The organism is Curtobacterium sp. AC268 (genome assembly GCF_979258745.1).
On the sequence record NZ_OZ409878.1, the window covers coordinates 1,557,236 to 1,582,715 of the forward strand.

General features: G+C 73.0%; 22 protein-coding genes. 16 read left to right on the forward strand and 6 right to left on the reverse strand.

Annotated features, from left to right (window positions below; all coding sequences use genetic code 11):
* Window positions 1-22: 22 nt before the first annotated feature.
* A complete protein-coding gene (gene hrpA / locus ACZZ9K_RS07310) occupies window positions 23-3,874 on the forward strand; it encodes an ATP-dependent RNA helicase HrpA (RefSeq protein ID WP_463443705.1) in 3,852 nt (1,283 codons plus the stop codon).
* A 19-nt stretch (window positions 3,875-3,893) separates the two neighbouring features.
* Complete coding sequence (locus ACZZ9K_RS07315; RefSeq protein WP_463443706.1) at window positions 3,894-4,262, forward strand: VOC family protein; 369 nt, start codon at window positions 3,894-3,896, stop codon at window positions 4,260-4,262.
* Here the strand turns inward: ACZZ9K_RS07315 and ACZZ9K_RS07320 are convergent.
* Window positions 4,243-4,800, reverse strand: a complete 558-nt coding sequence (locus tag ACZZ9K_RS07320; RefSeq protein ID WP_463443707.1) for a YbaK/EbsC family protein — start codon at window positions 4,798-4,800, stop codon at window positions 4,243-4,245. The two genes, ACZZ9K_RS07315 and ACZZ9K_RS07320, sit on opposite strands and share 20 nt — an antisense overlap.
* A gap of 41 nt (window positions 4,801-4,841) precedes the next feature.
* Between ACZZ9K_RS07320 and ACZZ9K_RS07325 the strand changes: the two genes are divergently transcribed.
* Genes ACZZ9K_RS07325 through ACZZ9K_RS07340 form a run of 4 tightly spaced genes read left to right on the forward strand, consistent with a single transcriptional unit; the run spans window position 4,842 to window position 8,624 of the window.
* Window positions 4,842-5,495 (forward strand): CatA-like O-acetyltransferase, encoded by a 654-nt coding sequence (locus ACZZ9K_RS07325; RefSeq protein ID WP_173035094.1) that lies wholly within the window; start codon window positions 4,842-4,844, stop codon window positions 5,493-5,495.
* A 39-nt stretch (window positions 5,496-5,534) separates the two neighbouring features.
* Window positions 5,535-6,557, forward strand: a complete 1,023-nt coding sequence (locus ACZZ9K_RS07330) for a Gfo/Idh/MocA family protein (RefSeq protein WP_463443708.1) — start codon at window positions 5,535-5,537, stop codon at window positions 6,555-6,557.
* On the forward strand, window positions 6,554-7,582 hold the full coding sequence (locus ACZZ9K_RS07335) for a Gfo/Idh/MocA family protein (protein WP_463443709.1): 1,029 nt from the start codon (window positions 6,554-6,556) through the stop codon (window positions 7,580-7,582). Before ACZZ9K_RS07330 ends, ACZZ9K_RS07335 begins: the two co-directional genes overlap by 4 nt.
* A gap of 28 nt (window positions 7,583-7,610) precedes the next feature.
* On the forward strand, window positions 7,611-8,624 hold the full coding sequence (locus tag ACZZ9K_RS07340) for a LacI family DNA-binding transcriptional regulator (RefSeq protein ID WP_463443710.1): 1,014 nt from the start codon (window positions 7,611-7,613) through the stop codon (window positions 8,622-8,624).
* A gap of 78 nt (window positions 8,625-8,702) precedes the next feature.
* Here ACZZ9K_RS07340 and ACZZ9K_RS07345 read toward each other — a convergent pair whose 3' ends face one another.
* Together ACZZ9K_RS07345 and ACZZ9K_RS07350 are read right to left on the reverse strand one after the other, a co-directional pair.
* Entirely contained in the window at window positions 8,703-9,470 is a 768-nt protein-coding gene (locus ACZZ9K_RS07345) for an esterase/lipase family protein (RefSeq protein ID WP_463443711.1), read from the reverse strand.
* Window positions 9,467-10,240 carry an alpha/beta fold hydrolase gene (locus tag ACZZ9K_RS07350; protein ID WP_463443712.1) on the reverse strand — a complete coding sequence of 258 codons (774 nt, stop codon included), beginning with the start codon at window positions 10,238-10,240 and terminating at the stop codon, window positions 9,467-9,469. Before ACZZ9K_RS07350 ends, ACZZ9K_RS07345 begins: the two co-directional genes overlap by 4 nt.
* 82 nt (window positions 10,241-10,322) lie before the next feature.
* On the opposite strand from ACZZ9K_RS07350, the gene ACZZ9K_RS07355 reads away from it, so the two are divergent.
* From ACZZ9K_RS07355 to ACZZ9K_RS07375, 5 genes are all read left to right on the forward strand, one after another.
* Window positions 10,323-10,832 (forward strand): hypothetical protein, encoded by a 510-nt coding sequence (locus tag ACZZ9K_RS07355; protein WP_463443713.1) that lies wholly within the window; start codon window positions 10,323-10,325, stop codon window positions 10,830-10,832.
* Between the two features lie 21 nt (window positions 10,833-10,853).
* Window positions 10,854-11,402, forward strand: coding sequence for a dihydrofolate reductase family protein (locus tag ACZZ9K_RS07360; protein ID WP_463443714.1), 549 nt, complete (start codon window positions 10,854-10,856; stop codon window positions 11,400-11,402).
* 102 nt (window positions 11,403-11,504) lie between these two features.
* The gene (locus ACZZ9K_RS07365; protein WP_111032782.1) at window positions 11,505-12,803 is read left to right on the forward strand and encodes an NAD(P)/FAD-dependent oxidoreductase; all 1,299 of its coding nucleotides are present in this window, start codon (window positions 11,505-11,507) and stop codon (window positions 12,801-12,803) included.
* 291 nt (window positions 12,804-13,094) lie between these two features.
* Window positions 13,095-14,330, forward strand: coding sequence for an acyltransferase family protein (locus tag ACZZ9K_RS07370; protein ID WP_463443715.1), 1,236 nt, complete (start codon window positions 13,095-13,097; stop codon window positions 14,328-14,330).
* Between the two features lie 85 nt (window positions 14,331-14,415).
* Window positions 14,416-15,609: an FAD-dependent oxidoreductase gene (locus tag ACZZ9K_RS07375; protein ID WP_463443716.1), complete on the forward strand. Its 1,194-nt coding sequence runs from the start codon at window positions 14,416-14,418 to the stop codon at window positions 15,607-15,609.
* Between the two features lie 59 nt (window positions 15,610-15,668).
* On the opposite strand, the gene ACZZ9K_RS07380 is transcribed toward ACZZ9K_RS07375, so the two are convergent.
* The 3 genes from ACZZ9K_RS07380 to ACZZ9K_RS07390 all read right to left on the reverse strand — a co-directional run bounded on the left by ACZZ9K_RS07380 (window position 15,669) and on the right by ACZZ9K_RS07390 (window position 19,143).
* Window positions 15,669-16,538 carry a UbiA family prenyltransferase gene (locus ACZZ9K_RS07380; RefSeq protein WP_176709316.1) on the reverse strand — a complete coding sequence of 290 codons (870 nt, stop codon included), beginning with the start codon at window positions 16,536-16,538 and terminating at the stop codon, window positions 15,669-15,671.
* Window positions 16,539-16,580: 42 nt separating this feature from the next.
* On the reverse strand, window positions 16,581-18,167 hold the full coding sequence (locus ACZZ9K_RS07385) for a long-chain-fatty-acid--CoA ligase (RefSeq protein WP_138801810.1): 1,587 nt from the start codon (window positions 18,165-18,167) through the stop codon (window positions 16,581-16,583).
* Window positions 18,168-18,237: 70 nt separating this feature from the next.
* Window positions 18,238-19,143: a DMT family transporter gene (locus ACZZ9K_RS07390; protein ID WP_083404362.1), complete on the reverse strand. Its 906-nt coding sequence runs from the start codon at window positions 19,141-19,143 to the stop codon at window positions 18,238-18,240.
* A 71-nt stretch (window positions 19,144-19,214) separates the two neighbouring features.
* On the opposite strand from ACZZ9K_RS07390, the gene ACZZ9K_RS07395 reads away from it, so the two are divergent.
* The 5 genes from ACZZ9K_RS07395 (at window position 19,215) to ACZZ9K_RS07415 (ending at window position 25,451) form a co-directional block, all read left to right on the forward strand.
* Window positions 19,215-20,063, forward strand: a complete 849-nt coding sequence (locus ACZZ9K_RS07395) for a LysR family transcriptional regulator (protein ID WP_138801811.1) — start codon at window positions 19,215-19,217, stop codon at window positions 20,061-20,063.
* Between the two features lie 85 nt (window positions 20,064-20,148).
* The gene (locus ACZZ9K_RS07400) at window positions 20,149-21,363 is read left to right on the forward strand and encodes a sensor histidine kinase (RefSeq protein WP_463443717.1); all 1,215 of its coding nucleotides are present in this window, start codon (window positions 20,149-20,151) and stop codon (window positions 21,361-21,363) included.
* Window positions 21,351-22,085 (forward strand): response regulator, encoded by a 735-nt coding sequence (locus tag ACZZ9K_RS07405; RefSeq protein WP_138801813.1) that lies wholly within the window; start codon window positions 21,351-21,353, stop codon window positions 22,083-22,085. Before ACZZ9K_RS07400 ends, ACZZ9K_RS07405 begins: the two co-directional genes overlap by 13 nt.
* Window positions 22,086-22,201: 116 nt before the next feature.
* On the forward strand, window positions 22,202-23,014 hold the full coding sequence (locus ACZZ9K_RS07410) for a fructosamine kinase family protein (RefSeq protein ID WP_463443718.1): 813 nt from the start codon (window positions 22,202-22,204) through the stop codon (window positions 23,012-23,014).
* 262 nt (window positions 23,015-23,276) lie between these two features.
* Window positions 23,277-25,451, forward strand: coding sequence for an ArnT family glycosyltransferase (locus tag ACZZ9K_RS07415; RefSeq protein WP_463443719.1), 2,175 nt, complete (start codon window positions 23,277-23,279; stop codon window positions 25,449-25,451).
* The last annotated feature ends 29 nt before the right edge of the window (window positions 25,452-25,480 follow it).

The following is a 25,480-nucleotide window of genomic DNA, read 5'->3' on the forward strand; positions in this document are numbered from 1 at the left end:
GCGCCTGTATCCTGGAATGCTCATGTCTTCTCCGCTGCCCGTCATCACGTACCCGCCCGAACTGCCGGTCTCGCAGCGGCGGGACGACATCGCGGCTGCCATCCGTGACAACCAGGTGGTCATCGTCGCCGGGGCCACCGGCTCGGGCAAGACCACGCAGCTGCCGAAGATCTGCCTCGAGCTCGGGCGTGAGCACATCGGGCACACCCAGCCCCGCCGTATCGCGGCGCGGACCATCGCCGAGCGTGTGGCGGAAGAACTGGGCGGCGGGGAGCTCGGCGGGCTCGTCGGCTACCAGGTCCGGTTCACCGACAAGGTCAGCTCCGAGACCCGCGTGAAGCTGATGACCGACGGCATCCTGCTGAACGAGATCCACTTCGACCGCGACCTCAAGCGGTACGACACGATCATCATCGACGAGGCGCACGAGCGGTCCCTGACGATCGACTTCCTGCTGGGCTACCTGAAGCGGCTGCTCCCCCGACGCCCCGACCTGAAGCTCATCATCACGAGTGCGACGATCGACCCGGAGTCGTTCTCGAAGCACTTCGACGACGCCCCCATCATCGAGGTGTCCGGCCGCACCTACCCGGTCGAGATCCGGTACCGCCCCCTCGTCGCCGAAGACCAGGACGACGACGCCGACGACGAGTCGGACTCCCGCACCGGTGACAGCGGCAACGCAGCCGACGACCGCGACACCCTGCAGGGCATCACCGACGCCCTCGACGAGCTGGCGCAGGAGGACCCGGGCGACGTGCTCGTGTTCCTGTCCGGCGAGAACGAGATCCGCGACGCGCAGGACGCGATCGAGGGCAAGCGCTACCCGGGCACCGAGGTCCTGCCGCTGTACGGCCGCCTGTCCGCGGCCGACCAGCACCGGGTCTTCGAGCGCCGGCACACCCCGGGCATCCGCCGTCGTGTCGTCCTCGCCACGAACGTCGCCGAGACCTCACTGACCGTGCCCGGCATCAAGTACGTGATCGACACGGGGACGGCGCGCATCTCGCGGTACTCCCCGCGGGCCAAGGTGCAGCGCCTGCCGATCGAGGCCATCTCGCAGGCCAGCGCCAGTCAGCGTTCCGGTCGAGCGGGCCGCACCAGTGCCGGCATCGCGATCCGGCTCTACTCCGAGGACGACTTCGGCCGCCGCCCCGAGTACACCGACCCCGAGATCCTCCGCACGAACCTCGCCGCGGTGATCCTGCAGATGATCTCGCTCGGCTTCGGGGACATCGAGTCGTTCCCGTTCCTGCAGCCGCCGGACAGCCGGGGCGTGAAGGACGGCCTCGACCTGCTCCGCGAGCTCCGTGCCGTCGACAAGGACGGCCGCATCACCAAGTCCGGGCGACAGCTGACCCGGCTGCCGATCGACCCCCGGCTCGGACGGATGGTGCTCGAGGCCGGACGGCAGGGCGTCGGACGCGAGGTCATCGCCATCGTCAGCGCCCTGAGCATCCAGGACCCCCGCGAGCGCCCCCTCGAGAAGCGCGCGCACGCCGACCAGCTGCACGCCCGCTTCGCCGACCCGACGAGCGACTTCCTGACCCTGCTGAACCTCTGGAACCACATCGAGGACCAGCAGGAAGAACTGTCGTCGAGCGCGTTCCGCCGGCTGTGCAAGGCCGAGTTCCTGAACTACCTGCGCATCCGCGAGTGGCAGGACCTGTACCGGCAGCTCTCCCGTGCCGCGAAGCAGGTCGACGTCCGAGTCGGGCAGTCCCGCTCCGACGACGGCGACGCCGTGCACCGTGCGCTGCTCGCCGGACTCCTCAGCCAGATCGGGCTGCGGGACCGCGAGAAGCGCGACTACCTCGGCTCCCGGAACACCCGGTTCGTGGTGTTCCCGGGCAGCGTGCTCGCGAAGAAGCAGCCCGACGCCGTGATGGCCGCCGAGCTCGTCGAGACCAGCCGGCTGTTCGCCCGGACCGTCGGCCGGATCGACCCCGCCTGGGTGGAGCCACTCGCCGGTGACCTGCTCAAGCGCACCTACGGCGAGCCGCACTGGGAGAAGAAGCAGGGCGCGGTCGTCGCCTACGAGCGGGTGACCCTGTTCGGTGTCCCGATCGTGCAGCGCCGCCGCGTGCAGTACTCGCGGATCGACCCGGAACACTCCCGCGAGCTCTTCATCCGGCACGCGCTGGTCGAGGGCGAGTGGGAATCGCAGCAGGCCTTCGACCGCGCCAACCGGAAGCTCCGCAAGGAACTCGAGCAGCTCGAGGAACGCACCCGCCGCCGGGACATCCTGCTCGACGACGAGAACGTCTACGAGTTCTACGACGCCCGCATCCCGGCCGACGTCGCCACGACCCGCGACTTCGAGGGGTGGTGGCGCACCACCCGCCGGGAACAGCCGGACCTGCTCACGATGCGCCGGTCGGACCTGCTGGACGAATCAGCGGCCGAGGCGGCCGAAGACGACGTCGAGTACCCCACCCAGTGGCGGAGCGGCGACCAGCGTCTCGCCATCCAGTACCGCTTCGAGCCCGGCGCACAGGACGACGGCGTCAGCGTGCAGGTCCCCCTCGCGCTCCTGCCCCGGATGCGTGAAGAGGGCTTCGACTGGCAGGTGCGCGGCCTCCGCAAGGAACTCGTCACCGCGCTCATCAAGTCGCTGCCGAAGCAGATCCGCAAGAACGTCGTGCCCGCTGCCGACTGGGCCGAGAAGATCGTCGCCGAGCTGCCCGACGACGCCCCGACCGAGCCGACGGAGTCGTTCCGCGCCACCCTCGCGAAGGCGATCCAGCGCATGACCTACGTGCCGGTCTCCGAGTCCGACTTCGACCTGTCCCGTGTCCCCGCGCACCTGCTGCCGACGTGGGCCGTGGTCGACGAGCGTGGTCGCCGGGTCGAGACCGGCAAGGACCTGTCGGCCCTGCAGACCAAGCTCAAGGACCGGACCCAGCAGAGCGTCGCCTCCGCCACGGCGAAGGGCGCGGGACGGACCGGAGGCGCGGCTCGCGTCGCCTCCGCCGGCGCCGGTCGCCCGCTGGAACAGTCCGGACTCACCGCCTGGCCCGACCAGGACCTGCCGCAGACCCTCGACACCGAGCAGGCCGGCGGCGTCATCCGCGCGTACCCGTCCCTGGTCGAGGAAGGCACCGGTCCGAAGGCGACCGTCGGCGTGCAGCTGCTCGCCACCCCGTCCGACCGCGTCGTCCGGATGCCCGCCGGGGTCCGCCGTCTGGTGATGCACGCGGTGCCGTCGCCCGTGTCGTACATCCAGTCGCACCTGACCGCGCAGGAGAAGCTCGCCCTCGCCGCCAGCCCCTACCCGTCGACCGCCGCGCTGTTCGACGACGTGCTGGCCGCCGTGGTCGACGCCGGCATCCGTCGGGCCCACCCGGACGGCCTCGTCTTCACGAAGGCCGAGTTCCAGGCGGTGCGCGATGCCGTGTCGGCCTCCGTCGTCGACACGATGTTCGCAGCGGTGTCCGAGGTCGCGGCCGTCCTGGCCGCACAGCGCTCCGCCGAACGAGCACTCAAGCAGGCGAACTCGATGTCGCTGCTCGCCGCCCTCAGCGACATGCGGCAGCAGATGGAGCGCCTGGTGTTCCCGGGGTTCGTCGCCGTCGCGGGGCTCGACCGGCTGCGCCGCATCCGCGTGTACCTGCAGGGCATCGAGGCGCGCGTGCAGAAGCTGTTGCAGAACCCCGGACGCGACGCGACCTGGATGCGCGAGGTGACCGTGGCGACCGACCGCTACACCGATGCCGGCGGCACCTTCCCGCCCGCGGTCGGGGCGCACCCGGAACTCGTGCACGCTCGGTGGATGCTCGAGGAGTTCCGGCTCAGCCTGTTCGCGCAGGAACTCGGGACCGCCGAGACCGTCTCGTTGCAGCGGATCACGAAGGCCCTGACCGCCGCACGCTGATGGGTCTACCGTGTCGGCCATGATCGGCACACTCGACGTCGTCGTCCTGGACTGCCCGGACACCCGCGCCCTCGCCCGCTTCTACGCCGAGCTGCTCGGCGGGGAGATCGTCGGCTTCGACGAGGACTGGGCGGAAATCGCCCTCCCGTTCACCGACCACCGTCCGATCCTGGCGTTCCAGCAGGTCGACGACTACCGGGCGCCGGAGTGGCCCGGACAGGCGGTGCCGCAGCAGAGCCACCTCGACGTGAAGGTCGACGACCTGGACGACGGCGAGGCCGCGGTGCTCGCGATCGGTGCGACGGCGACGGGGTCGGGCACGGAGACGTTCCGCGTCTACCTCGACCCCGCGGGGCACCCGTTCTGCCTCATCCGGCCGTCGGACTGACCGGTTCGGTCGCCAGACCCTCGACCACGGTCACGTTCGGCAGCGCGGTGAGTGCGGCGCCGGGCAGGAACAGCTTGGCGGCGCGACGCCCGGCACCGATGACCACCTCGGGGGCGCCGAGGACGCGCGCGTCGACGTAGAGCGGCCACGAGGGCGGCAGCCCGATCGGGGTGATGCCGCCGTACTCCATGCCGGTCAGCTCGACCGCTTCGTCCATCGGGGCGAAGCTCGCCTTGCGGACGTCGAGCAGCTGCTTCACGACCCGGTTGACGTCGAGCTTGGTCGATGCGAGGACGACGCAGGCGGCGTAGCGGACCTCGTCGCCGCGCTTGCCCGCGACCACGATGCAGTTGGCACCGCCGGCCAGCGGGTAGCCGTACGCCTCCGAGAACGCGGCGGTGTCGGCCAGGTCGGCGTCGATCGGGGCTCCCTCGATCTTCATGACGACCTCGGTCGGCAACGCGACGAGGGCTTCGGCGACGGGGATCGCGAGGAATCCGGTGGCGACCAGGGCGGGAACACGTTCGAGCGTCGGCATGGCTCCACCGTAGGGAAGCGATCCCGCACGAGGGTGGAGCCATGACCGAACTCCGGGCGATCGACGTCGACCAGTGGCCCCGTCGGGAGCACTTCGAGCACTACCGGCACCGCGTGCCGTGCGCGTACGAGGTGACCGTCGAGCTCGACGTCACGGCCTTCGTCGAGCGCGTCCGAGCGACCGGCCGTCGGACCTACGCGTCGCAGCTCTGGGCGATCGCGACCGTGGTGAACCGGCACGACGAGTTCCGGATGCAGCTGCTCGACGACGGTTCCCCCGCCGTGTGGGACCGTGTCCACCCGATGTTCACCGTGTTCCACCCGGACACCGAGACGTTCTCCGCTCTCGTCGTGCCGTACGACGACGACTTCGGCACCTTCCACGACGCTGCGGTGTCGACGATGGCGCAGTACCGGGACGACACCCGGATGTTCCCGCAGGACGACCGGCCCGGCAACGTCTTCGACGTCTCGACGCTGCCGGGAGCATCGTTCACCGGCTTCTCGTTGCAGGTGCGCGACGGCTGGGACCACCTGCTGCCGATCATCACGCTCGGCGGGTACCGGACCACTGGTGACCGGACGCTGCTGCCACTGGCGTTGCACGTCGACCACGCCGCTGCCGACGGCTTCCACACGACCCGACTGCTGCGTGAGCTCGAGGAGCTCTTCGCCGCCCCTGGCTGGCTCGGCTGACCGTGCCCCTCATCCCACCGCATCTCCTACGCTGACCCCATGACGTCGCAGTCGGAGACCCCCGCCCGCAAACGCATCGGGCTCGTCGGCGCGGGCGGCATCTCGGTCGCCCACCTGCCCGGGCTGCTCCGCCTGGGCGACGTGGTGGTGCACGCTCGCGAGGGCGCCCACGAACTCGTCGCCGCGTTCACCGACACCGCCCGGGCCGAGGGCAGCACGATCACCGTCGCCGACAGCCTCGACGAGCTCCTCGCCGCGGTCGACGTCGTCGACGTGGTGGTCCCGACGCACGCCCACGCCGAGGTCGTCCGTGCGGCGATCGCGGCCGGCAAGGACGTCGTCTCCGAGAAGCCACTGGCCCGGACCGACGCGGACGCGGCGGACCTGGCGGCGCGCGCTGCGGACGCAGGCGTGCAGCTCTACCCGGCCCAGGTGGTGCGCTGGTTCCCCGCGTACGCGCGCCTGCACGAGGCCGCGACCACGGGCCTCCTGGGCGACCTGGCGGTGTTGCGGTTCTCGCGGTCCGGTGCCTTCCCCACCCACGTTCCCTGGTTCGGCGACCGCGCGCTGTCGGGCGGGATCGTGATGGACCAGATGATCCACGACCTCGACATCGCGCGCTGGGTGGCGGGCGAGGTGACCCGGGTGTCGGCGGTGAGCGTCCGCGCGGGTTCCGAGGCCGAGCCGGTCGAGGCGGCGCACGTCCTGCTCACGCACCAGTCGGGCGCGATCAGCCACGTCGCCGGGCTGTGGGGGCCGCAGCACCTCGCCTTCACGACCGAGTACTCGGTGACGGGGACGCTCGGCAGCCTGTCGCACTCGTCCCGGGCAGAGGAGGACACCCGCAGTGACCTCGCGGCACCGGCAACCGTGGACGGTTTCCTGCCGACGGTCGACCCGGCGGACGACCCGTACGCGCTGGAGCTCGCCGACTTCCTCGCCGCGTTCGACGGTGGTGCACCGCCCCGGGTGACCGTGGACGACGGCGTCGCTGCGGTGCGGATCGCGAACGCGGCGATCGCCTCGATCGAGTCCGGCCAGCCGGTGGAGGTGTCGCGGTGACGCTCCGGGTCGGGGTGCTCTCCTTCGCCCACACGCACGCCATCAGCTACCTCGGTGCCCTGGCGGCGATGCCCGACGTCGAGGTGCGCGGCACGGATCCGGACGGCACCTCGACGGGGACGGAACTCGGCGACCTGCGCGGAGCCGAACTGGCACGCGCGCTCGGCGTCGGGTACGCGGACTCCGTCGACGAGCTGCTCGCCTGGGGCCCGGACGCGGTGATCGTCACGAGCGAGAACGCCCGGCACCGCGAGCACGTCGAGCTCGCGGCGGCAGCGGGGGCACACGTGCTCTGCGAGAAGCCGCTCGCGACCTCGTGGCAGGACGGCCTCGCCATCCGCGATGCGGTGGACCGCGCCGGGGTGCTGCTCATGATGGCGTTCCCGGTGCGCTTCGCCTCGGCGTTCGACCGGCTGCGCGCGACGCGGGACTCCGGCGCACTCGGCAGGGTGTTCTCGGTGCGGGGCGCGAACAACGGCATGCTGCCCCTCGCGCGGGACTGGTTCACCGACGTCCGGTCGAGCGGAGGCGGCGCCCTCGTCGACCACGTCGTGCACGTCGCCGACCTGATCGACGGGCTGACCGGCGCGGCGCCGGTGTCCGTCACCGCCGTCGCCAACCGGGTGCTGCACGCGGACCGAGCGAACGCCGAGACCGCCGGCCTGGTGACCATCACGTACGACGACGGCACGATCGCGGCGATCGACTGCTCGTGGAGCCGACCGGACACGTCGCCGGTGTGGGGTGGGCTGACGCTCGACGTCGCCGGGACCGGTGGCACGGTGTCGGTGGACTTCTTCGGAGCGGCTGCTCGCGGGCTCGACGCGGTCGGGGGCCGGCCGATCGAACTCCGGTACGGACCCGACCACGACCTGCCGATGCTCCGGACGTTCCTGGCGTCCGTGGGGTCCGGGGAGCAGCCGCAGCCGGACGTCGGGGTCGGGCTGCGGACGCTGTCGATCGTGCTGGCGGCGCAGGAGTCGGTGCGGACGGGCAGGACGGTGCCGGTACCGGTCGCGGGCTGAGCCCCGCCCCCGCGCTACGCTCGTCCCGATGCGCGCAACCGTGCGGGACGTGGCCGCCCTCGCCGGGGTGTCCCCGAAGACCGTCTCCAACGTCGTCAACGGCGGCGTGGTCGTGCGCCCGGAGACCCGCGAACGCGTCGAGCGCGCGGTCGCCGAGCTCGACTACGTGCCGAACCTGTCCGCCCGCGGGCTCCGGAACGGCCGCTCCGGAGCCATCGCGTTGACGCTGCCGGAGATGGGCAGCGCCTACTCCGCCGAACTCGCGCAGTCCTTCGTGGAACTCGCCCGCGAACGCGGCTGGGTCGTGCAGCTCGAGCAGACTGGCAACGACCCGGCCCGCGAACGTGAACTGGTCTCCCGTGCCCGCGCACACCTGGTGGACGGGCTGATCCTCAACCCGGTGTCGCTCAGCGCGAGCGTCCTGGCCTCGACCGAGGGGCTGCCGCCGACCGTCGTCATCGGCGAGGTCGAGCCCGAGCACGTCGACCAGGTGCACGTCGACAGCCGCGCGGCGGCCGAGCAGGTCACCGAACACCTCATCGCCCACGGGCACCGGCGCATCGCGCTCGTCGGGGCGTCACCGGAGGGCGCCGCGACGGCGACGAGCGAGCTCCGCGAACGCGGCTACACCGGTGCGCTCGCCGCCGCCGGCATCACGCCCGACCCGTCGCTCCGGGTCCCGCTGCCGTCGTGGACCACGAGTTCCGCGGCGACGACCTTCGCGGCGTGGCTCGACGAGCACCCCCTGCCCGACGCGGTCTTCGCCTTCACCGACTCGATCGCGTTCGGGGTGCTGCACGTGCTCGCCGCCCGCGGTGTCCGGGTGCCGGACCAGGTCAGCGTCATCGGGTTCGACGACGTCGACGGCGCCGCGTACGCGATCCCGTCGCTCAGCACGGTGTCGTTCGACCGTCGGGCGTTCGCGACGGCTGCGCTCGACCTGCTGACCCGTCGGATCGCTGACCGCGGTGCCGCGCCGGAGACCGTCGTCGTGCCGCACCGGATCGTCGAGCGGGCGAGCGTCACCGACCGCCTGCGCTGACGCCGCCGCGGCCGCCGCCGTCGCCGCCGTTTCGCGCTGACCGACACCTCACGCCGTCGCGCGCCCGTGACGTGTCGCTCAGCGCGAAAGACCGCCGGAGCCGCCGCCGCCCCCACCCGGGTCCGCCGCCGCCAGCACCGCCGACCGCGTCCGCGCATCGCCGAGGATCCGGAAGTGCCCACCCACCGGCAGCCGCACGTTCGTCGCCCCCTGGAGCTCGCTGCCCTCGGGGATGAGCGTGTCGAACACCCCGTACACCGAGGTGATCCGCGCGTTCGCGTCGAGTTCCCGTGCCAGCCCCGCCAGCACCGGGTCGGCCGCCCGGAACGCCCGCAGGTGCGGCACCGGCGCGAGCCGCGCGTAGACGGAGCCCGCGAAGGGCGTCGACACCGCGACCATCCGGTCGATCCGGTCGTGCTGGTCGAGCTGCGTCATCGCGTACTTGCCGATCAGCCCGCCCTTGCTGTGTGCGAGCACGAGCACGTTCCGCAGGTCCTGTTCCTCCAGGGTCGCGATCACCTCGCGCGCCGAGTCGGGCACGGGTCGCAGGTTGTGCCGCAGGACGGGGAGCACGTGCACCGGGTGGCCCCGATCGTGGAGCGCGTCCATCAGCGGCCGCATGAAGTGCCAGGTCTCGTAGACGCCGGGGACCACGACGACGGGCTGCCCGGCGCCGGTCCGGTAGTCGTCCGCGGTGGTCGGCCCGAGGCTCCGCACCTGCCACCTGGCGGCGTACCCCCAGTCGAGTGCGGCCCACCACGCGCGTCGCACCAGCGGGACACGGCCTGGAGGCCCGGATCGCGCCGTCCACGCCGTCCCCGTCCCCGGCGTGGCCGGCCGGGTCATCGCAGCCCCTCCAGGCGCTCGGCGCTGCGGAAGGTCTCGAGGAGGCGCGCGAGGGCGTCCGGCTGCCGTTCCTGCACGTGGTGCGGGCCGGCCAGTTCCACGAAGGTGCCGTTCGGCGCAGCGGCCGCGACCCGCGCCGACCAGTCGTGCCGCGCGATCGGGTCCTGGTCACCGCGCACGACGAGGACGGGCTGCGTCACCTCGGTGATCGTCTGCTCGGTCGGGTAGCGGAGCATCGGTCCGAGCTCTCGCGTGTACTGCCGCATGCTCCGCAGGTAGTCGGTGACCAGGACGCCGTTCATCCGGACCCCCTCGACGAACCCGTCGCGGCCCAGGTCGAGCGCCTGCAGCGGGAGCGATCGCCGCTCGGAGTCGATCACCGGACCGACGAGCACGATCGCCGCGACGGTCTCCGGGTGGTGCCGGGCGGACTCGACCACGACCTGCGCACCCATCGACTGCCCGACGAGCACCAGGTCGCCGTCGACCAGGTGGCGGACCGCCCGAACGACGACGTCGCCGAGTTCCTTGATCGACAGCCGCCGACCGGCCGCGGGCAGCCAGCCGAACCCCGGCAGGTCGACGCTGATCGTGCGGTGCTCGGCGGCGACGGCGCGCTGCGACCGGGCGAAGGACCGGTGCGACATCCCGATGCCGTGGACGAACACGACGGTGGGGTCGGTGTCGTCGCGGACCGGTTGCCGCGACGCCATCGCGTGCAGGCGCACGGGCAACCCGTCGATCCGGACGGTCTCCACAGCAGCGCGCACGAGCCGAGGCTACGCGGCTGTTCGCAGCACCGGGTCAGCCTCGTCATCGGCTGCACACAGCCGCGCCGTGTGCACTCCTGGCATGAGCGACACCACTCCCACCAACGGCCACGAACCGGACGGCTCCGACCCGGCGAACCGGGCGACGACGCCGACCGGCTGGGGCGCCGCCCCGACCCCGACGTCGACCTCCACGCTCGACGCCCCCGCGCCGCCGCAGCAGCAGCCGCAGCCGCAGCCGCCGTACCGCGCGGACGCCGGCGCCACGACCCCGGGCGCCTGGGACTCCACCGCCCCGAACGGCACCACCCCCTGGTACGGAGCCGGCGCCGCGAGCCCGACCAACCGCCGCAGCGCAGGCCCGAAGCCCCCGTGGTTCTGGCCGCTCCTCGCCGCGATCGTCGGGCTCGCCGCGCTGCTCGTCGGCGGAGGCGTCGGGTTCGCCATCGGGCACGCGATCGGTGCGGACCGGACGCAGTCGACGACGCAGGTGCCCGGCACGGACCGGTTCCCGGGCAACGGCACCGGCCAGGCCCCCGGGTACGGCTCCGGCAGCAGCGACGGGAGCAGCACCGACGGCACCGGGAGCTGACCGGCGAGTACGATCCGTCCCATGCGGAAGACCACTGCCGGTCTGTTCACGTCGGTCGACGGCGTCGTGCAGGACCCCTACGAGTTCCAGTACGACAGCTTCGACGACGAGCTCGGCGCCGGGATGGGTGCCTTCATGGCCCGCACCGACACCGTGCTGCTCGGCCGGAACAGCTACCTGGAGTGGTCCGAGTGGTGGCCCGCCCACCCGGAGGACCCCTTCGGGCAGTGGATCAACCCGATCGAGAAGCACGTGGCCTCCACCACGCTCGGCGACGACCTGACCTGGCAGAACAGCACGCGGATCCCGGGCGACGTCCCCACGTTCGTGCGCGATCTGCAGCAGCGCGAGGGTGCGGACATCGCCGTGTGCGGCAGCGTCACGCTCGTCCGCAGCCTGCTGTTCGCCGGGGTCCTCGACGAACTGCAGCTCATGATCCACCCGGCGATCGCCGGCCGTGGCCGGCGACTGTTCGAACCCACCGATCCGCCCACGCGCCTGCGTCTGGTCGACAGCACCGTGACGAGCAAGGGGAACGTGCTGAACACCTACGGTCGGTTCGACGCCTGACGGACGCACCACGGGCCTCCCGGCCCCACCCGTCATGCGCCCCGGCAAACCGCGCGTACCCTCGATGGTGACCATCCGCACCCGAGGAACACCGGAGCACGCATGACCCAGGACACCCGCCCGCACGTCGTCATCGTCGGCGGTGGATTCGCCGGTGTGGCCGCCATGCGCGAGCTCGCCGATGCGCCGGTCCGGGTGACCCTGGTCGACCGCCACGTCTACAACATGTTCCAGCCCCTGATGTACCAGGTGGCGACGGGCGGCCTGAACGCCGGCGACGTGACGTACTTCCTGCGCTCGCTCCGGGCCCGCCAGTCGAACGCCGAGTTCCGGCACGGCCTGCTCACCGGCATCCGCACCGACGAGCGCATCGCCGAGATGTCCGACGGCGAGCACCTGCACTACGACTACCTGATCCTGGCCAACGGCGTGAACACGAGCTACTTCGGCACCCCCGGTGCCTACGAGTACGCGTACTCGATGTACTCCCGCTCGCAGGCACTCCGCATCCGCGACGAGCTGTTCACCCGGCTCGAAGAAGCGGCGGCGAACCAGGGCCCCGACGAGATCCGCATCGTGATCGTCGGTGGCGGCGCGACCGGCGTCGAGATGGCCGGCGCGCTCGCCGAGCTCCGCGACCAGGCGCTCGTCGGCGCGTACCCGGAGATCGAACGCGGCAACATCTCGATCACGCTCGTGCACCGCAGCGGCGAGCTGCTCAAGCCGTTCGCCCCGCGCCTGCGCCGCTACGCCGCCAAGGTGCTGCGCAAGCGCGGTGTCGTGCTGCGGCTGAACACCGGCGTCTCCGAGGTCAAGCGCGACGGCGTGATGACCGCGGACGGCGAGTTCATCCCCGCGTCGCAGGTGATCTGGGCGACCGGTGTCGCCGCCCACAAGGAGGTCTCCGGCTGGGGCCTGCCGCAGACCCACGGTGGCCGCATCCAGGTGAACGACGACCTGAGCGTGAAGGGCGCCGAGCGGATCTTCTCCGCCGGCGACATCGCGGCGCAGGACGACGCCCTCGCCCAGCTCGCCCAGCCCGCGCTGCAGGGCGGACGGCACTCGGCGCGGCAGATCGTGCGCCTGCTCGAGGGCAAGGCCACCGAGCGCTTCAAGTACTTCGACAAGGGCACCATGGCGACGATCGGTACGAACGCCGCGGTCGCCCAGCTGCGCGGCGGCATCACGATGGTCGGCCCGATCGCCTGGCTTGCCTGGGTGTTCGTGCACATCACGAGCCTGCTCGGCGCGGGCAACCGGATGTCGACCCTGACGCACTTCTTCGTCCGCTACGTGTGGTTCATGCGGAAGCGCTCGATCCCGATCGTCGGCGACGTGCGCCCGGTGCGCCCGAACGGCGACCGCGAGCCGGACCCCTGGCAGCTGCAGAAGGCCGAGTAGCCGCCGAGGTCGCTCGCACGCTCGCTTCGTGAGCAGGAACGGTCGGGTCCGCACGTCGGACCCGACCGTTCCTGCTCACGGTGTGCGTGCGGTGGACGCGGGGCGCGACGGCCTGGAGGCGCGGTGCGGGCCGGCCACGGGCCTCCCGGCCGGCGCGTGGTGCGCGGGGCTGGCGCCGACGTGTGGCCGGGACCGTGGGACCGGCCTGGTGCACCCGCTCGTTGAGACTCCTCTTACCCGCGAGGAGGACCCTGGTCGGCGACACGCAACCGAGCAGCGCGGGGAGGGACCATGGCGACGACCACGCTGACACACGCGCCGACGCAGGCGCAGCCACAGCACCGTCCGGCCGCCCCGGAGCACTCCGGGGTGGGGACGCAGCAGGCCCCGCCACCCCCGCTGACGCAACGCGCACCCGCGCTCGACGGACTCCGGACCCTCGCCATCCTGGTCGTCGTCCTGTACCACCTGCACGTGCCGCGGTTCGAGGGCGGCTTCATCGGCGTGACGGTGTTCTTCGTGCTGTCCGGCTTCCTCATCACGACGCTGCTGCTCGGCGAACGGCGTCGCACCGGGCGGGTGCGCCTCGGCTCGTTCTGGGTGAAGCGGCTGCTCCGCCTCTACCCGGCGCTGCTCGCGTTCGTCGTCGTCGGGCTCCTGCTCTGGAACTGGGTCGGCGACTACAAGGGCGCCTCGCTGTCGTCGGGCGAAGCCGCGTTCATCGCGCTGACCTACACGGGCAACCTGTTCCGCGCCTTCTGGGACACGTCGCAGGGCGTCTTCGCGCACACGTGGAGCCTGTCGATGGAGGAGCAGTTCTACCTGGTCTGGCCGCCGGTGCTGGTCCTGCTCGCCGCGCTCCGGGTCCGCCGTCGCTGGCTGCTGACGGGGCTCGGGGTCCTGGTCATCGGGGCGTCGGCGGCGTCGTGGGCGAGCTACCGCAGCCCGAGCGGCGGTGCCACGCCCGACGTCTACTTCTCGCCCGTGCTCGGGGTCGTGCCGCTCGCGATCGGCTGCGGGCTGGCCCTGGTGCTCGACGACGGCCGGGTGCGCGTGCGGGCCGCCGGGGTCCTCGGGCACGTGGCGACCGGGCTCGGTCTCGTGCTGCTGGTCGGGGTGCTGCTCCGGATCGACGACGACTGGACGCAGCACGCGTCGACGTTCGGCCTCGTGCTGCCGCTGACCGGGCTGATCGCGGCGGTGACGATCGGCGGGCTGGTCTCGGTCCGCTCCCCCGTGTCCGCCGCCCTGGCGTGGACGCCGGTGTCGTGGTTCGGCCGCCGGGTCTCGTACTCGGCGTACCTCTGGCACCCGCTGGTGATCGCGTTGCTCGGCACCTTCGCGATCGGCCCCTGGGGCACGGTCGGCCTGGTCGGCGCGGTGGTGATCGTGTCGATCGGCGCCGCGTACGCCGTCGAGGTCCCCGTCGAGCGCTTCCGCGCGCGGGTCCGAGCGGGTCGCAGTGCTGCGACGCACGCCGCGCACGCGCACGCGCCCGCGCCCGCGCCCGCGCAGCGCATCGAGTGAGCAGAAGACGTCGAGTACGGCCCGCTGACCCGACGCCTCCTGCTCACTGAACGCCGCGGCGAACGGTGACCGTAGGCTCAGCGGCGTGCCCATCGAACGCGTCGACGTCCTCGTCGTCGGCGGCGGCCCCGTCGGGCTGTTCCTGGCGGCACTCCTGGCGGCGCGGGGCGTGGACGTCCGGGTGTGGGAACGCCGGGCCGAGCCGCCGACCGGTTCGCGGGCGATCGGCATCCACCCGCCGTCCCTGGACGCGTTCGCCGCGATCGGCCTGGACACCGCGGTGCTCGCCGAGGCGTCGCTGGTGCACGCCGGCGTCGCCCGGAGCCGCGGTCGGACCCTCGGGACCCTGCGCTTCGACCGCGCGTCGCCGACCCACCCGTACGTGGCCACCCTCGACCAGCACCGCACCGAGTCCCTGCTCCGAGACCGGCTCCGGGCCAGCGCACCGAGCGCGCTGCGGACCGGCACCACCCTGACGGCGCTGTCCCGGCACCCCGACCACGTCGACGCCACCGGGACCGGACCGGACGGCGACACCGTGACGGTCCGTGCGGCCTTCGTCGTCGGGGCCGACGGTGCCCGGAGCGCCGTCCGCGACCTGCTCGGCATCCGCACGACCGGGCGCGAGTACCCGGACCGCTACGTGATGGGTGACTTCGCCGATCCCGAGGCCCCGTCGGCCCGGTCGGCCGCGCTGGTCGACGTCGGCCCGGACGGGGTCGTCGAGTCCTTCCCGCTCCCGAGTGCGCGGCGCCGGTACGTCGCCCTGGTGCCGGACGACGACGCCTTCGCCTCGGCCGAGGGCAGCTGGACGGACACACCGGACCCCGCCGTCGTCGCACGCCTGGCTGCACTCGTCGCGGCGCGCACCGGTGTCGTGCCGGACCCCGCGACCTGCTCGATGACCAGCGGCTTCCGGGTCCGCCGCCGCGCCGCCGACCGCGTGGGCATCGGCCGGGTCGTGCTCGTCGGCGATGCCGCCCATGAGATCAGTCCGATCGGCGGGCAGGGCATGAACCTCGGGTGGCTCGACGCCGCCGAGCTCGCGCCCCTGCTGGCGGGTGCCGTCCGCACCGGCGTCGCCGGTCCGTGGCCGGGCTACGCCGCCCGCCGCCAGGCAGCCGCCCGACGCGCGGCACGGCAGGCCGAGGTGAACATGGCCCTCGGCCGTCCGCTCGGCCCCGTCACGGCGACCGGCCGGGAGGCGCTGCTCCGGACCGCCCTGTCCCTGCCGACCGCGCACGGCCTGGCCCGGCTCTACGCGATGCGCTGGGCCTGACGGCTCGCGTCCGGCCCGCAGACGCGCGCCTGCGCAGAGGCGCAGCGTGTTCCGCGCCGTCAGGCGACGAGTCGCGCGCCCGCGAAGCCGAGCTCGACGACGAGCACGAGGGATGACGCGATGACCAGCCGGAACAGGGTGCGTGATGCCCGCCCCGCGAGCACCAACCGGACGCCGACGACGGCGAGCACGGCCACCACGACGGCACCGAGGACCGCGAGCACGACGCCGAGGCCCCGCACCGGGTCGTCGCCGAGCACCTGTCCGCCGAGCACCAGGGCGGCCGCGACGACGAGCGAGGCGAACGCGACGATCCCCGCGCCGCGGAGCCCGAGCCGGTGCGGGAAGCCCCGCACCCCGGTGGCGGCGTCGTCGACCAGGTCGGGCAGCACGTTGGTGCAGTGGATCGCGATCCCGAAGACGGCTCCCGTGGCGATCGCCCACCACGCCGGCCACTGCCCCTCGGGCCCGGCCGCGACGGACACCACGGGCAGCAGCCCGAAGGCGACGACGAACGGCGCCACCGACCACACCGAACGCTTCAGCCCGGCGTCGTAGGCCCACCCCGCGGCGACCAGCACGAGGTGCGCGAGGGCGGCGACCGGCCCCAGGAACAGCGAGAGCACCACGGCGATCCCGGCGGTGGCGTACGCGGCGGCACGGACGGTGCCGACGGCGATGAGGCCACGGGCCACGGGCTTGTCGCTCCGCCCGACGGCCCGGTCGCGGTCCGCGTCGATCCAGTCGTTCGCCAGGCCGATGGACAGCTGGCCCGCGACGACGGTCAGCGCCACCAGCACCACGAGCCACACGGGGTGTCCGACGGCGGCGGCGATCACCGCGGCGAGGACGGTCACGGTGACCGTGGGGCCGGGATGCGACGACGCGAACAGCAGGCGCGCGGTCGACGGGGTACGGCTGGCGGTCACCCGGTCAGCGTACGGATCGCGCCTGCGCGGTCGTGGCAGGCGTCACGGAACGGCCGTCACCTCGACGCCGAACCGGTCGACGAGCTCGCGCTTGAGCACCTTGCCGCTCGGGCCCAGCGGCAACGCGTCGAGGACGTGCACCACTCGGGGGTACTTGTACGCGGCGATCTCGGCGGCGACGAAGTCGACCAGGACCTGCGGCTCGACGGACGCGCCGGCGTGCAGGACCACCGCGGCCTCGACCTCCTGCCCGTGCACCGCGTGCGGCACGCCGAAGACCGCGGCCATCGCGACGTCGGGGTGGGTGGCGAGGACTTCCTCGACCTGCCGCGGGTACACGTTGTAGCCGTTGCGGATGATCATGTCCTTGGTGCGGTCGACGATCGTCAGGTACCCGTCGTCGTCCTTCGTGCCCAGGTCACCGGTGCGGAACCACCCGTCGACGATGGCCTCGGCGGTGTCCTCCGGCCGGTCGAGGTACCCGTTCATCAGGTTGTGGCCGCGGATCACGAGCTCGCCGATCTCGCCGTGCGGCAGCATGACGATCGCGTCGCGGACCTCGGGGTCGGCGATCTCGACGTCGATGCCCCACACCGCTGTGCCGATGGTGCCGGGGCGCGGCGGTTGCCCGACGTGGTTGAAGGTGGCGACCGGCGAGGTCTCGGTCAGCCCGTACCCCTCGTGGATCGGCGCGTCGAAGACCTGCTGGAACCGTTCGAGCACCGCGAGCGGCAGCGAGGCCCCGCCGGAGATCGCGTACCGGAGCGTCGGACGGGCCTCGGACCGGGTCGCGGCGTCGAGCAGTGCCATGTACATCGTCGGGACGCCCATGAAGATGCCGCAGCCGTGCTCGACCATCGCGGCGAGCGCCGTGTCACCGTCGAACTTCGGCAGCATGACGAGCGTCGCGCCGGTCCGGAACCCGGTGTTCATCGTGCAGGTCTGCCCGAACGTGTGGAACAGCGGCAGGGCGCCGAGCAGGACGTCCCCGCGGTGCATGTCGAACGTGGTCATCAGGTTGGTGTTGACCTGTTCGAGCAGCGCGAAGTGCGAGCCCTCGGCACCCTTGGGCTGGCCGGTGGTGCCGCTCGTGTACAGGATCGTGGCGGTGTCGAACGGGTGCCGCGGCACGTAGGTGTCGAGCGGTTCGCTCTGCGCGGCCAGGGCCTCGAGCCGGTCGGGGCCGGCCGCAGACCCGTCGTCGGTCGTCGCCGGCGCGAGCACGGTCACGACGTCGACCCCGGCGAGCTCGGCTCCGGAGGCGCCCTCACCGAGCAGCGGGGCGGCACAGACGAGCAGGGTCGCGCCGCTGTCACGCAGGACGTACTCGATCTCGCGGCGCTTCAGCAGCGCGTGCACGGGCACGGCCACCGCGCCGAGGGCGAGGGTGGCGTAGTAGACGCGGGGGAAGTCCGCGACGTTCGGCACGAGCATCGCCACCTTCGACCCCTCGGTCACGCCCCGCGCGCGGAGCGCCCCGGCGTAGGCCAGGGTCTGCGCCCACAGCTCGGCGTAGGTCGTGCGGACGTCGCCCACGATGACGGCGACGTCGTCCGGGTAGCGTGCCGCCGACTCGGCGAGGATGGCTGCGACCGAGGCGGTCGCGCGGGTGGTGTGGGTGTCGTGCATGCCGGTCTCCGTCTTCGCGACGACCTCGTCGTCGTCACCGCCGATCCTACGGCTCGACCCGGCGGACCGGTCAGGCAGCGGACGCCGCAGGTTCCCGCCGACGGAGGAGCACCCCGGACGCCAGGGCGATCCCGAGCAGGACGACGAGTCCGCCGACGGGCTCGTTCCACCGCACCCGCTCCCCCAGCACGAGCACACCGAGCGCCACCCCGACCACCGGCGTCAGGTACGTGACGGTGGAGGCGCGGCCGGCGCCCCACGCCTGCACGAGCCGGGTGTTCCAGGCGTAGGCCAGCCCCGTGCCGACGCAACCGAGCGCGATCATCGCGGCCACGATCCTCCCGTCCAGCTGCACCGGACCGGTGGCGATGACGGGCGCGACCAGCAGGAGCATCCCGGAGGCCAGCGTCAGCTGGACCGTCGCGAGCGTGACCGGGTCGTACGCGCTCGCCACGGCAACCCGGCGCAGGTAGGCGAGCCCGATGCCGTAGGACGCGGTCATGCCGAGCAGCGCGACCTGCCCCGGCACGCTCGCCAGGACCTCCGGGTCGGTCAGGACGTCCCACGGGCCGACCAGCACGAGCACCCCGACGATGCCGAGCACGATCCCGAGCACCTGCCGTCCGCGCAGCCGTTCGGACGGCACGAGCACCGCGAGCGCGGCCAGCGTCATGATCGGCGTCGTCGCGTTGTAGATGCTCGCGAGCCCGGACGGCACCGTCTGCTCGGCCCACGCCATCAGTGACGACGGCACCGCGTTGAGGAACACCGCGACGACCGCCAGGTGCGCCCAGGTGCGTGGCTCCCGGGGCCACCGGCGACGGGTCGCCAGGAGCACCACGACGAGCGTCACCCCACCGAGCACGGTCCGCACGGTGGCGACCTGCTGCGGGGCGAGTCCGTCGAGTCCGATCTTCGCGAAGAGGAAGCTCGAGCCCCAGGTCAGTGCGACGAGGGCGTAGAGGAGGGCGTTCACGTGGCCTAGTGTCGGACCAGCGAGCGGCATGCGGCAAACGCATGGGGCTCATGCCGACATGAGGAGGACGCATGACCGTCTCGGTCCAGCAACTGCGCGCGTTCGTCGCCACGCTCGACGCCGGGTCCTTCACCGCGGCGGCCACCGTCCTGGGCGTCGGGCAGTCCGCGGTGTCCCACGCCGTCGCCGGGCTCGAACGCGAGGTCGGCGGCCCCGTGGTGCGCCGCGGCACGGTCGCCGCCGCCACACCGCTGGGCGACCGTCTGCTGGCCCACGCCCGCAGCGTGCTCGCCTCGGTCGAAGCCCTGGAGGCGGTGGTCCGGCCCGCCACGGCGCGCGGCACCGTGCGCCTCGCCGCCGTCCCCACCGTCTGCCAGGGCCTGCTGCCGCGGCTCCGCGAGCTGTGGGCGGTGACCCTGCCGGACGTCGACGTGCAGGTCTACGAGGGCGACGACGACGAGATGCCGGAGTGGCTCGAGGCGGGCACCGTCGACGCCGCCGTGCTCGTCGACCCGTCGCCGGCACCCGCGGGTGGCGTGGTCGTGGCGCGGGACGAGATGGCCGCCGTGATCCGCCGCGACCACCCCCTCGCCGAACTGCCCGCACTCACCCTCGACGATCTGCACGAGGACGGCCTGGTGGCGGGCGGCGGCGGCTGCGAGTACCAGGTCCAGAAGCTGCACGAGCTCGACGGCCGCCCGTTCCGCTACGCCCACCGGGTGCGGGAGATGAGCACGATGTTCGGGATGATCCAGCGGGGCGAGGGCGTGTCGATCGTGCCGACCCTGGGCCGCGGGATGCTGCCGCCCGACCTCGTGATGATCCCGATGGCCCGGCGGCTCGAACGGACCCTGGTGCTGAGCGGGCCGTCGTCCCGTGCGTGGCACCCGTTGGCGCGGGCCCTGGTCGACGCGGTCTGAGACGGACGGTCCCCTGGTCAGGCAGCTCCGGCAGCTCCGACCTTCGGCGGATCCGCTCGTCCCGACGGCTCCCTAGGCTCGGGGCATGACCTCGACCGCGCTCCCCGCCGTGCCACTCGGGCAGCGTGTGTGGTCCCAGACCTGGCGTGTCGCCGTCGCGGCCTTGACCGGGCTCCTCACCGCGGGGCTCGTGTGGCCGTCGATGGACACCCGCGGGTGGAGCGACCTGCACGTCGGCGCACTGATCCTCGGCGACGTGGGAGCCGGCCTGATCGCCCTCGTCCTCCTGCCGTTCCGGCACCGGGCACCGCTGGTGATCACCGTCGTCATCGGTGCCCTCAGCTCGGTGTCGACGCTGGCCGTCGGTGCAGCCGGACTCTCCCTCGTGTCACTCGCCACCCGGCGTCGAGCCGTGGAACTCGCCGTCGCCGGCGCGGTGCTGCTCGGCGCCACACTGCTCTACGACGTCGTCCTGGCACCGCCCGCCGATGACATGCCGCTCTGGCAGATCATGCTCGTGGGCCTCGTCGGCATCGCACTGCTCGTGGCGATCGGCATCGGGATCGGACAGCGCCGGGCGCTCCTGCTGTCCCTGCGCGAGCGCGCGGCCCTGCTCGAACGCGACCAGCAGCTGCGCGAGGACCGTGCCCGCGAGCAGGAGCGCGCCCACATCGCCCGCGAGATGCACGACGTCCTCGGCCACCGGCTGTCCCTGGTGGCGCTGCACGCCGGTGCGCTCGAGTACCGCGGCCCGGGGCTCACCCCCGACGAGACCGCCGCGGCGGCCGGGGTCGTGCGGGCGGAGGCACACTCCGCGCTCACCGACCTGCGCGACGTCCTCGGGGTGTTGCGCGACCCCGCGGCGAACGGCGGCGACGAGGTGACCGGCACCGCGCCTCCGCAGCCGACGCTCGTCGACCTGCCCGGCCTGCTCGACCAGGCGCGTTCCGGCGGTGCGACCGTCCGGGCGCGGGTCGACACCGACGGCACGGCGGTACCGACGGCCGTGGGGCGACACGCCTACCGGATCGTGCAGGAGTCGCTGACGAACGCCCGCAGGCACGCCCCCGGAGAGCTCGTCGACGTCGTCGTCGAGACCGTCCCCGGCCCGGCGATCCGGGTGGTGGTGTCGAACACACTGGCCGACGGACCTGCGCCCGTGGACGCCTCCGGGCACACGGCCGGGCACGGCCTGCGCGGGCTCGCCGAGCGCGCCCGTCTCGTCGGCGGGAGCTTCCGCGCCGGCAGCGACGACGGACGCGTGCACGTGGTCGAGGCGGTGCTGCCGTGGACCACGTGACCGCTCCCGTCCGCGTCGTCCTGGTCGACGACGACCAGCTCGTGCGCGTCGGGCTCCGCATGCTCCTCAGCGGCGACGACGGCCTGGTGGTGGTGGGCGAAGCGGGCGACGGGCTCGAAGCCGAGGGCGTCATCGCGTCGACCGCGCCCGACGTCGTCCTCATGGACATCCGGATGCCCCGGTGCGACGGACTCGTCGCCACCGAACGCGAACTGCGCCGACGACCCGACCTTGCCGTCCTGGTGCTGACGACCTTCGAGGGCGACGACCTCGTGCTCGGAGCGCTGCAGGCCGGCGCCCGTGGGTTCCTGCTGAAGGACACCCCGCCGCACGAACTCGTGCAGGCCGTGCGGACCGTCGCGGCCGGACGCTCGATCCTGTCCCCGTCCGTGCTCGACCGGGTCATCGCGTTCGCCGCCGGGCCCCGCTCGGGCCAGGCGGCCGGTCGTCCTGGCGGCGGACCGCCCGGACCATCGGCCGGCACCGCTCCGGACGGAGCCGAGGAACGTCGGCTGCTCGCCCTGCTGACCGAGCGGGAGCGGGAGGTCGCGCTCGCCGTGGCGAACGGGGCGTCCAACGCGCAGATCGCCGCCGACCTGTACGTGGGCCTGGCCACCGTGAAGACGCACGTCGGGCACGTGTACGAGAAGTTCGGCGTCGAGAACCGGGTGCAGCTGGCACTCGTCGTGCACGCGGCCCGGCGGGGAGCGCCGAGCGCGTGACCGGGCGCCGTGTGACTGAGGCGCCGGGTCTCCAGGTCTCCGGGTCTCCGGGTCTCCGGGTCGCCGGGTGATCGTCGGCTGAACGGTCGACGGGGTCCCCTCGGCAGGATGGACCGATGGCCGAGACGCACGGGAAGACGTTCACCACCGCGGACGAAGCGGCAGCCGAAGCCGCCGGACTCGCCTGGCTCGCCGAGGCCGAGGACACCGGAGGCACCCGCATCGCCCGCGTGCTCGGGCGTCCGGGCCCGACCGTGCTCGACCTCGAGCTGATCTCCGACGGCGCCCCCACCGCCGCCCAGGCGGAGCGGTTCGGCCGCTCCCTCGCGCACACGCACGCCGCCGGCGCCGACCACTGGGGTGCGCCGCCCGCCGGATGGACCCGCGGTGCGGCGCTGCGGATGGGCCGCTCGCGGACGCCGTTCGTCGCGGCCGATCGGGCACCGGCGACCTGGGGCGAGTTCTTCGCCGAGTACCGCATCCGCGACTTCGTCCGGCGCATCGTCGACGCCGGCGGGTTCGACCAGGCCGAGGCCGCGGTCTTCGAACGGGTCGCCTCGCGCGTGCAGGACGGCACGCTCGGGTCGCCGCAGCCCGCGCTCGTCGGGGACCGACCCGCTCGCCTGCACGGTGACCTGTGGGCCGGCAACGTCCTCTGGCCGACGGACTCGTCCGAACCGACCGGCGCCGTGCTCATCGACCCGATCGCCCACGGCGGGCACGCGGAGACCGACCTGGCACTGCTCGGGCTGTTCGGGCTCCCCCGGCTCGAGACGGTGCTCGCCGCCTACGACCGGGAGTCACGGCTGGCCGACGGCTGGCAGGAGCGCGTCGAGCTCCACCAGCTCGCGCCGCTGCTGCTGCACGTGTTCCTGTTCGGCGGCTCGTACACCGGGGCCGCACTCCGAGCAGCCCAGCGGTACGCCTGACCCCTCGCACCGTGCGGCCTCGCTCACCCCGTGCGAGGTTGCCCGCCGCGGTGCCGGCACCGCACCGTGCGGCCTCGCTCACCACGTGCGAGGTTGCCCGCCCCGTGTAGCGCTACAACCGCGCACCGAGCAGGCGACCCCGCACGGACCGAATGACAGCGCACCGTGCGCCGCCCGCCCGCCAACCTCGCACCGAGCGTCCTTAGCCCGCACATAGGCGGCGCAGTGCAGCAGTCGGGGAACGCCCCGGATGCTCATCGACATGACCACGTACCCGATACCCGTGACCGACCGACGCGACCCCGCGCGCAGTGCCGCGCGGGATCGGCGCCGCCCGCCCTTCGCACGGCTGTTCCTCGGCGAGCGCGAGGACGCCCGCTGGCTCCGGCCGGCGTTCTGGGCGCTCCTGGCCGTGACCGCCGTGGTGTACCTGTGGGACCTCAGCGTCTCCGGGTACGCCAACAGCTTCTACGCCGCCGCCGTGCAGGCCGGCACGAAGTCGTGGGAGGCGTTCTTCTTCGGCTCCCTCGACTCGTCGAACTTCATCACGGTCGACAAACCGCCCGCCTCGCTGTGGGTGATGGTGCTGTCGGCCCGACTGTTCGGCTTCTCGAGCTTCAGCCTGCTGCTCCCCCAGGCGCTGATGGCCGTCGGCTCCGTCGCCCTGGTCTGGGGCACCGTCCGCCGCACCCTGGCCCGACTCGGAGCCACCACCGCGAACGTCGGCGCACTGCTCGCGGGCTTCGTCGTCGCAGCGACCCCGGCGGCGGCGCTGATGTTCCGCTTCGACAACCCGGACGCCCTGCTCGTCCTGCTGATGACCGCCGGGGCGTACTCCACGGTGCGGGCGCTGCCGAAGGGCAGCTGGAAGTGGATCGCGCTCGCCGGGGTCGCCCTCGGGTTCGCGTTCCTGACGAAGATGCTGCAGGGCCTGCTCGTCCTGCCTGCCTTCGGCCTCGTCTACCTGTTCGCCGCTCGCACCGGCTGGGGCCGGCGTGTGATCGGCCTGCTCGTCGCCGCCGGCTCCCTCGTGGTGGCCGCCGGCTGGTGGGTCGTCGCCGTCTGGCTCTGGCCCGCCGAGTCCCGCCCCTACATCGGCGGCTCGACGAACAACACCGTCCTCGACCTGGTGTTCGGCTACAACGGGCTCGGCCGGATCTTCGGGGGCTCGGGCAACGGCGGCGGAGGCGGCGGCACGACCGGCGGCACCGCCGGAGGCTCGTTCGGCGGCTCGACCGGCCTGAACCGCCTGTTCTCGTCCGAGATGGGGCTCGAGATCTCGTGGCTCCTGCCCGCGGCGCTCATCGCCCTGGTCGTCGGTCTGGTCGTCGTCGGCCGTCGGCACCTGGCCGATCCCGCACGCGCCGGGCTGGTCCTGTGGGGAGGCTGGCTCCTGGTCACCGGCCTCGTGTTCTCGTACATGTCCGGCACGATCCACCCGTACTACACGGTCGCCCTCGCCCCGGCCATCGCCGGACTCGTCGGCACCGGTGGCGCCCTGCTCTGGCACGCACGAGCCCGGTTCGTCGGCCGCCTCGGCCTCGCTGCGATGATCGGCGTGACCGCGTTCTGGGGCTGGTGCCTCCTCGACGAGAACCCGACCTGGCTGCCGTGGCTGCGTTGGGTGATGCTCGCAGGGGGGCTGCTGTCCGCAGCACTGATCGTCATCGGCAGCCTGCCGTCGCTGCGCAGGCTCGTCACGATCGGCGTCCTCGCCGGCACCCTGTTCGGGCTGTCCGGCACCACCGCCTACGCCCTCGCCACGACGACCGTCGCGCACTCCGGTTCGATCCCGAGCGTCGGTCCGGCGGGCAGCAGCTCCGGCGCGATGGGCACCGGCGGCACCGGTGGTTTCCCGGGAGGCACGGGCGGACCGGGCGGGTCGGCCTCCGGCTCCGACGGCGGCGGCTCCGACAGCACGTCGGACACCCAGCAGGGTCCCGGCGGGACCCCGCCGGAGGGCGCGTCCGGCGAGGCGCCGGAGATGCCGGACGGCACGTCCGGCACGGCACCGGGCAGTGGCCAGGACGGCACGGACGACGCGACCTCCGAGGACGGGTCGGGGACGGGCCTCCAGGCCGGGGGTGGTGGCGAGGGTGCGTCGACCTCGTCCGCCCTGCAGGAGCTGCTCGAGGCATCCGACGCGAAGTGGGCGGCCGCGGTGAACGGATCGCAGTCGGCCGCCCAGCTCGAACTCGACACCGACACCGCCGTGATGGCGATCGGCGGCTGGTCGAGCGACCCGGCACCGACGCTCGCGCAGTTCAAGGCGTACGTCGCCGACGGCGACATCGGGTACTACGTGTCGTCCGGCTCCGGCGGCGGCATGGGCGGCGGCTCGTCGACCGCGTCGGCGATCAAGGAGTGGGTCGCGGCGAACTACGAGTCGACGACCGTCGGCGGCCAGACCGTCTACGACCTGAGCAGCACGGAGTGACCGGCGACGAGGGCGCGGTGGATAGGCTC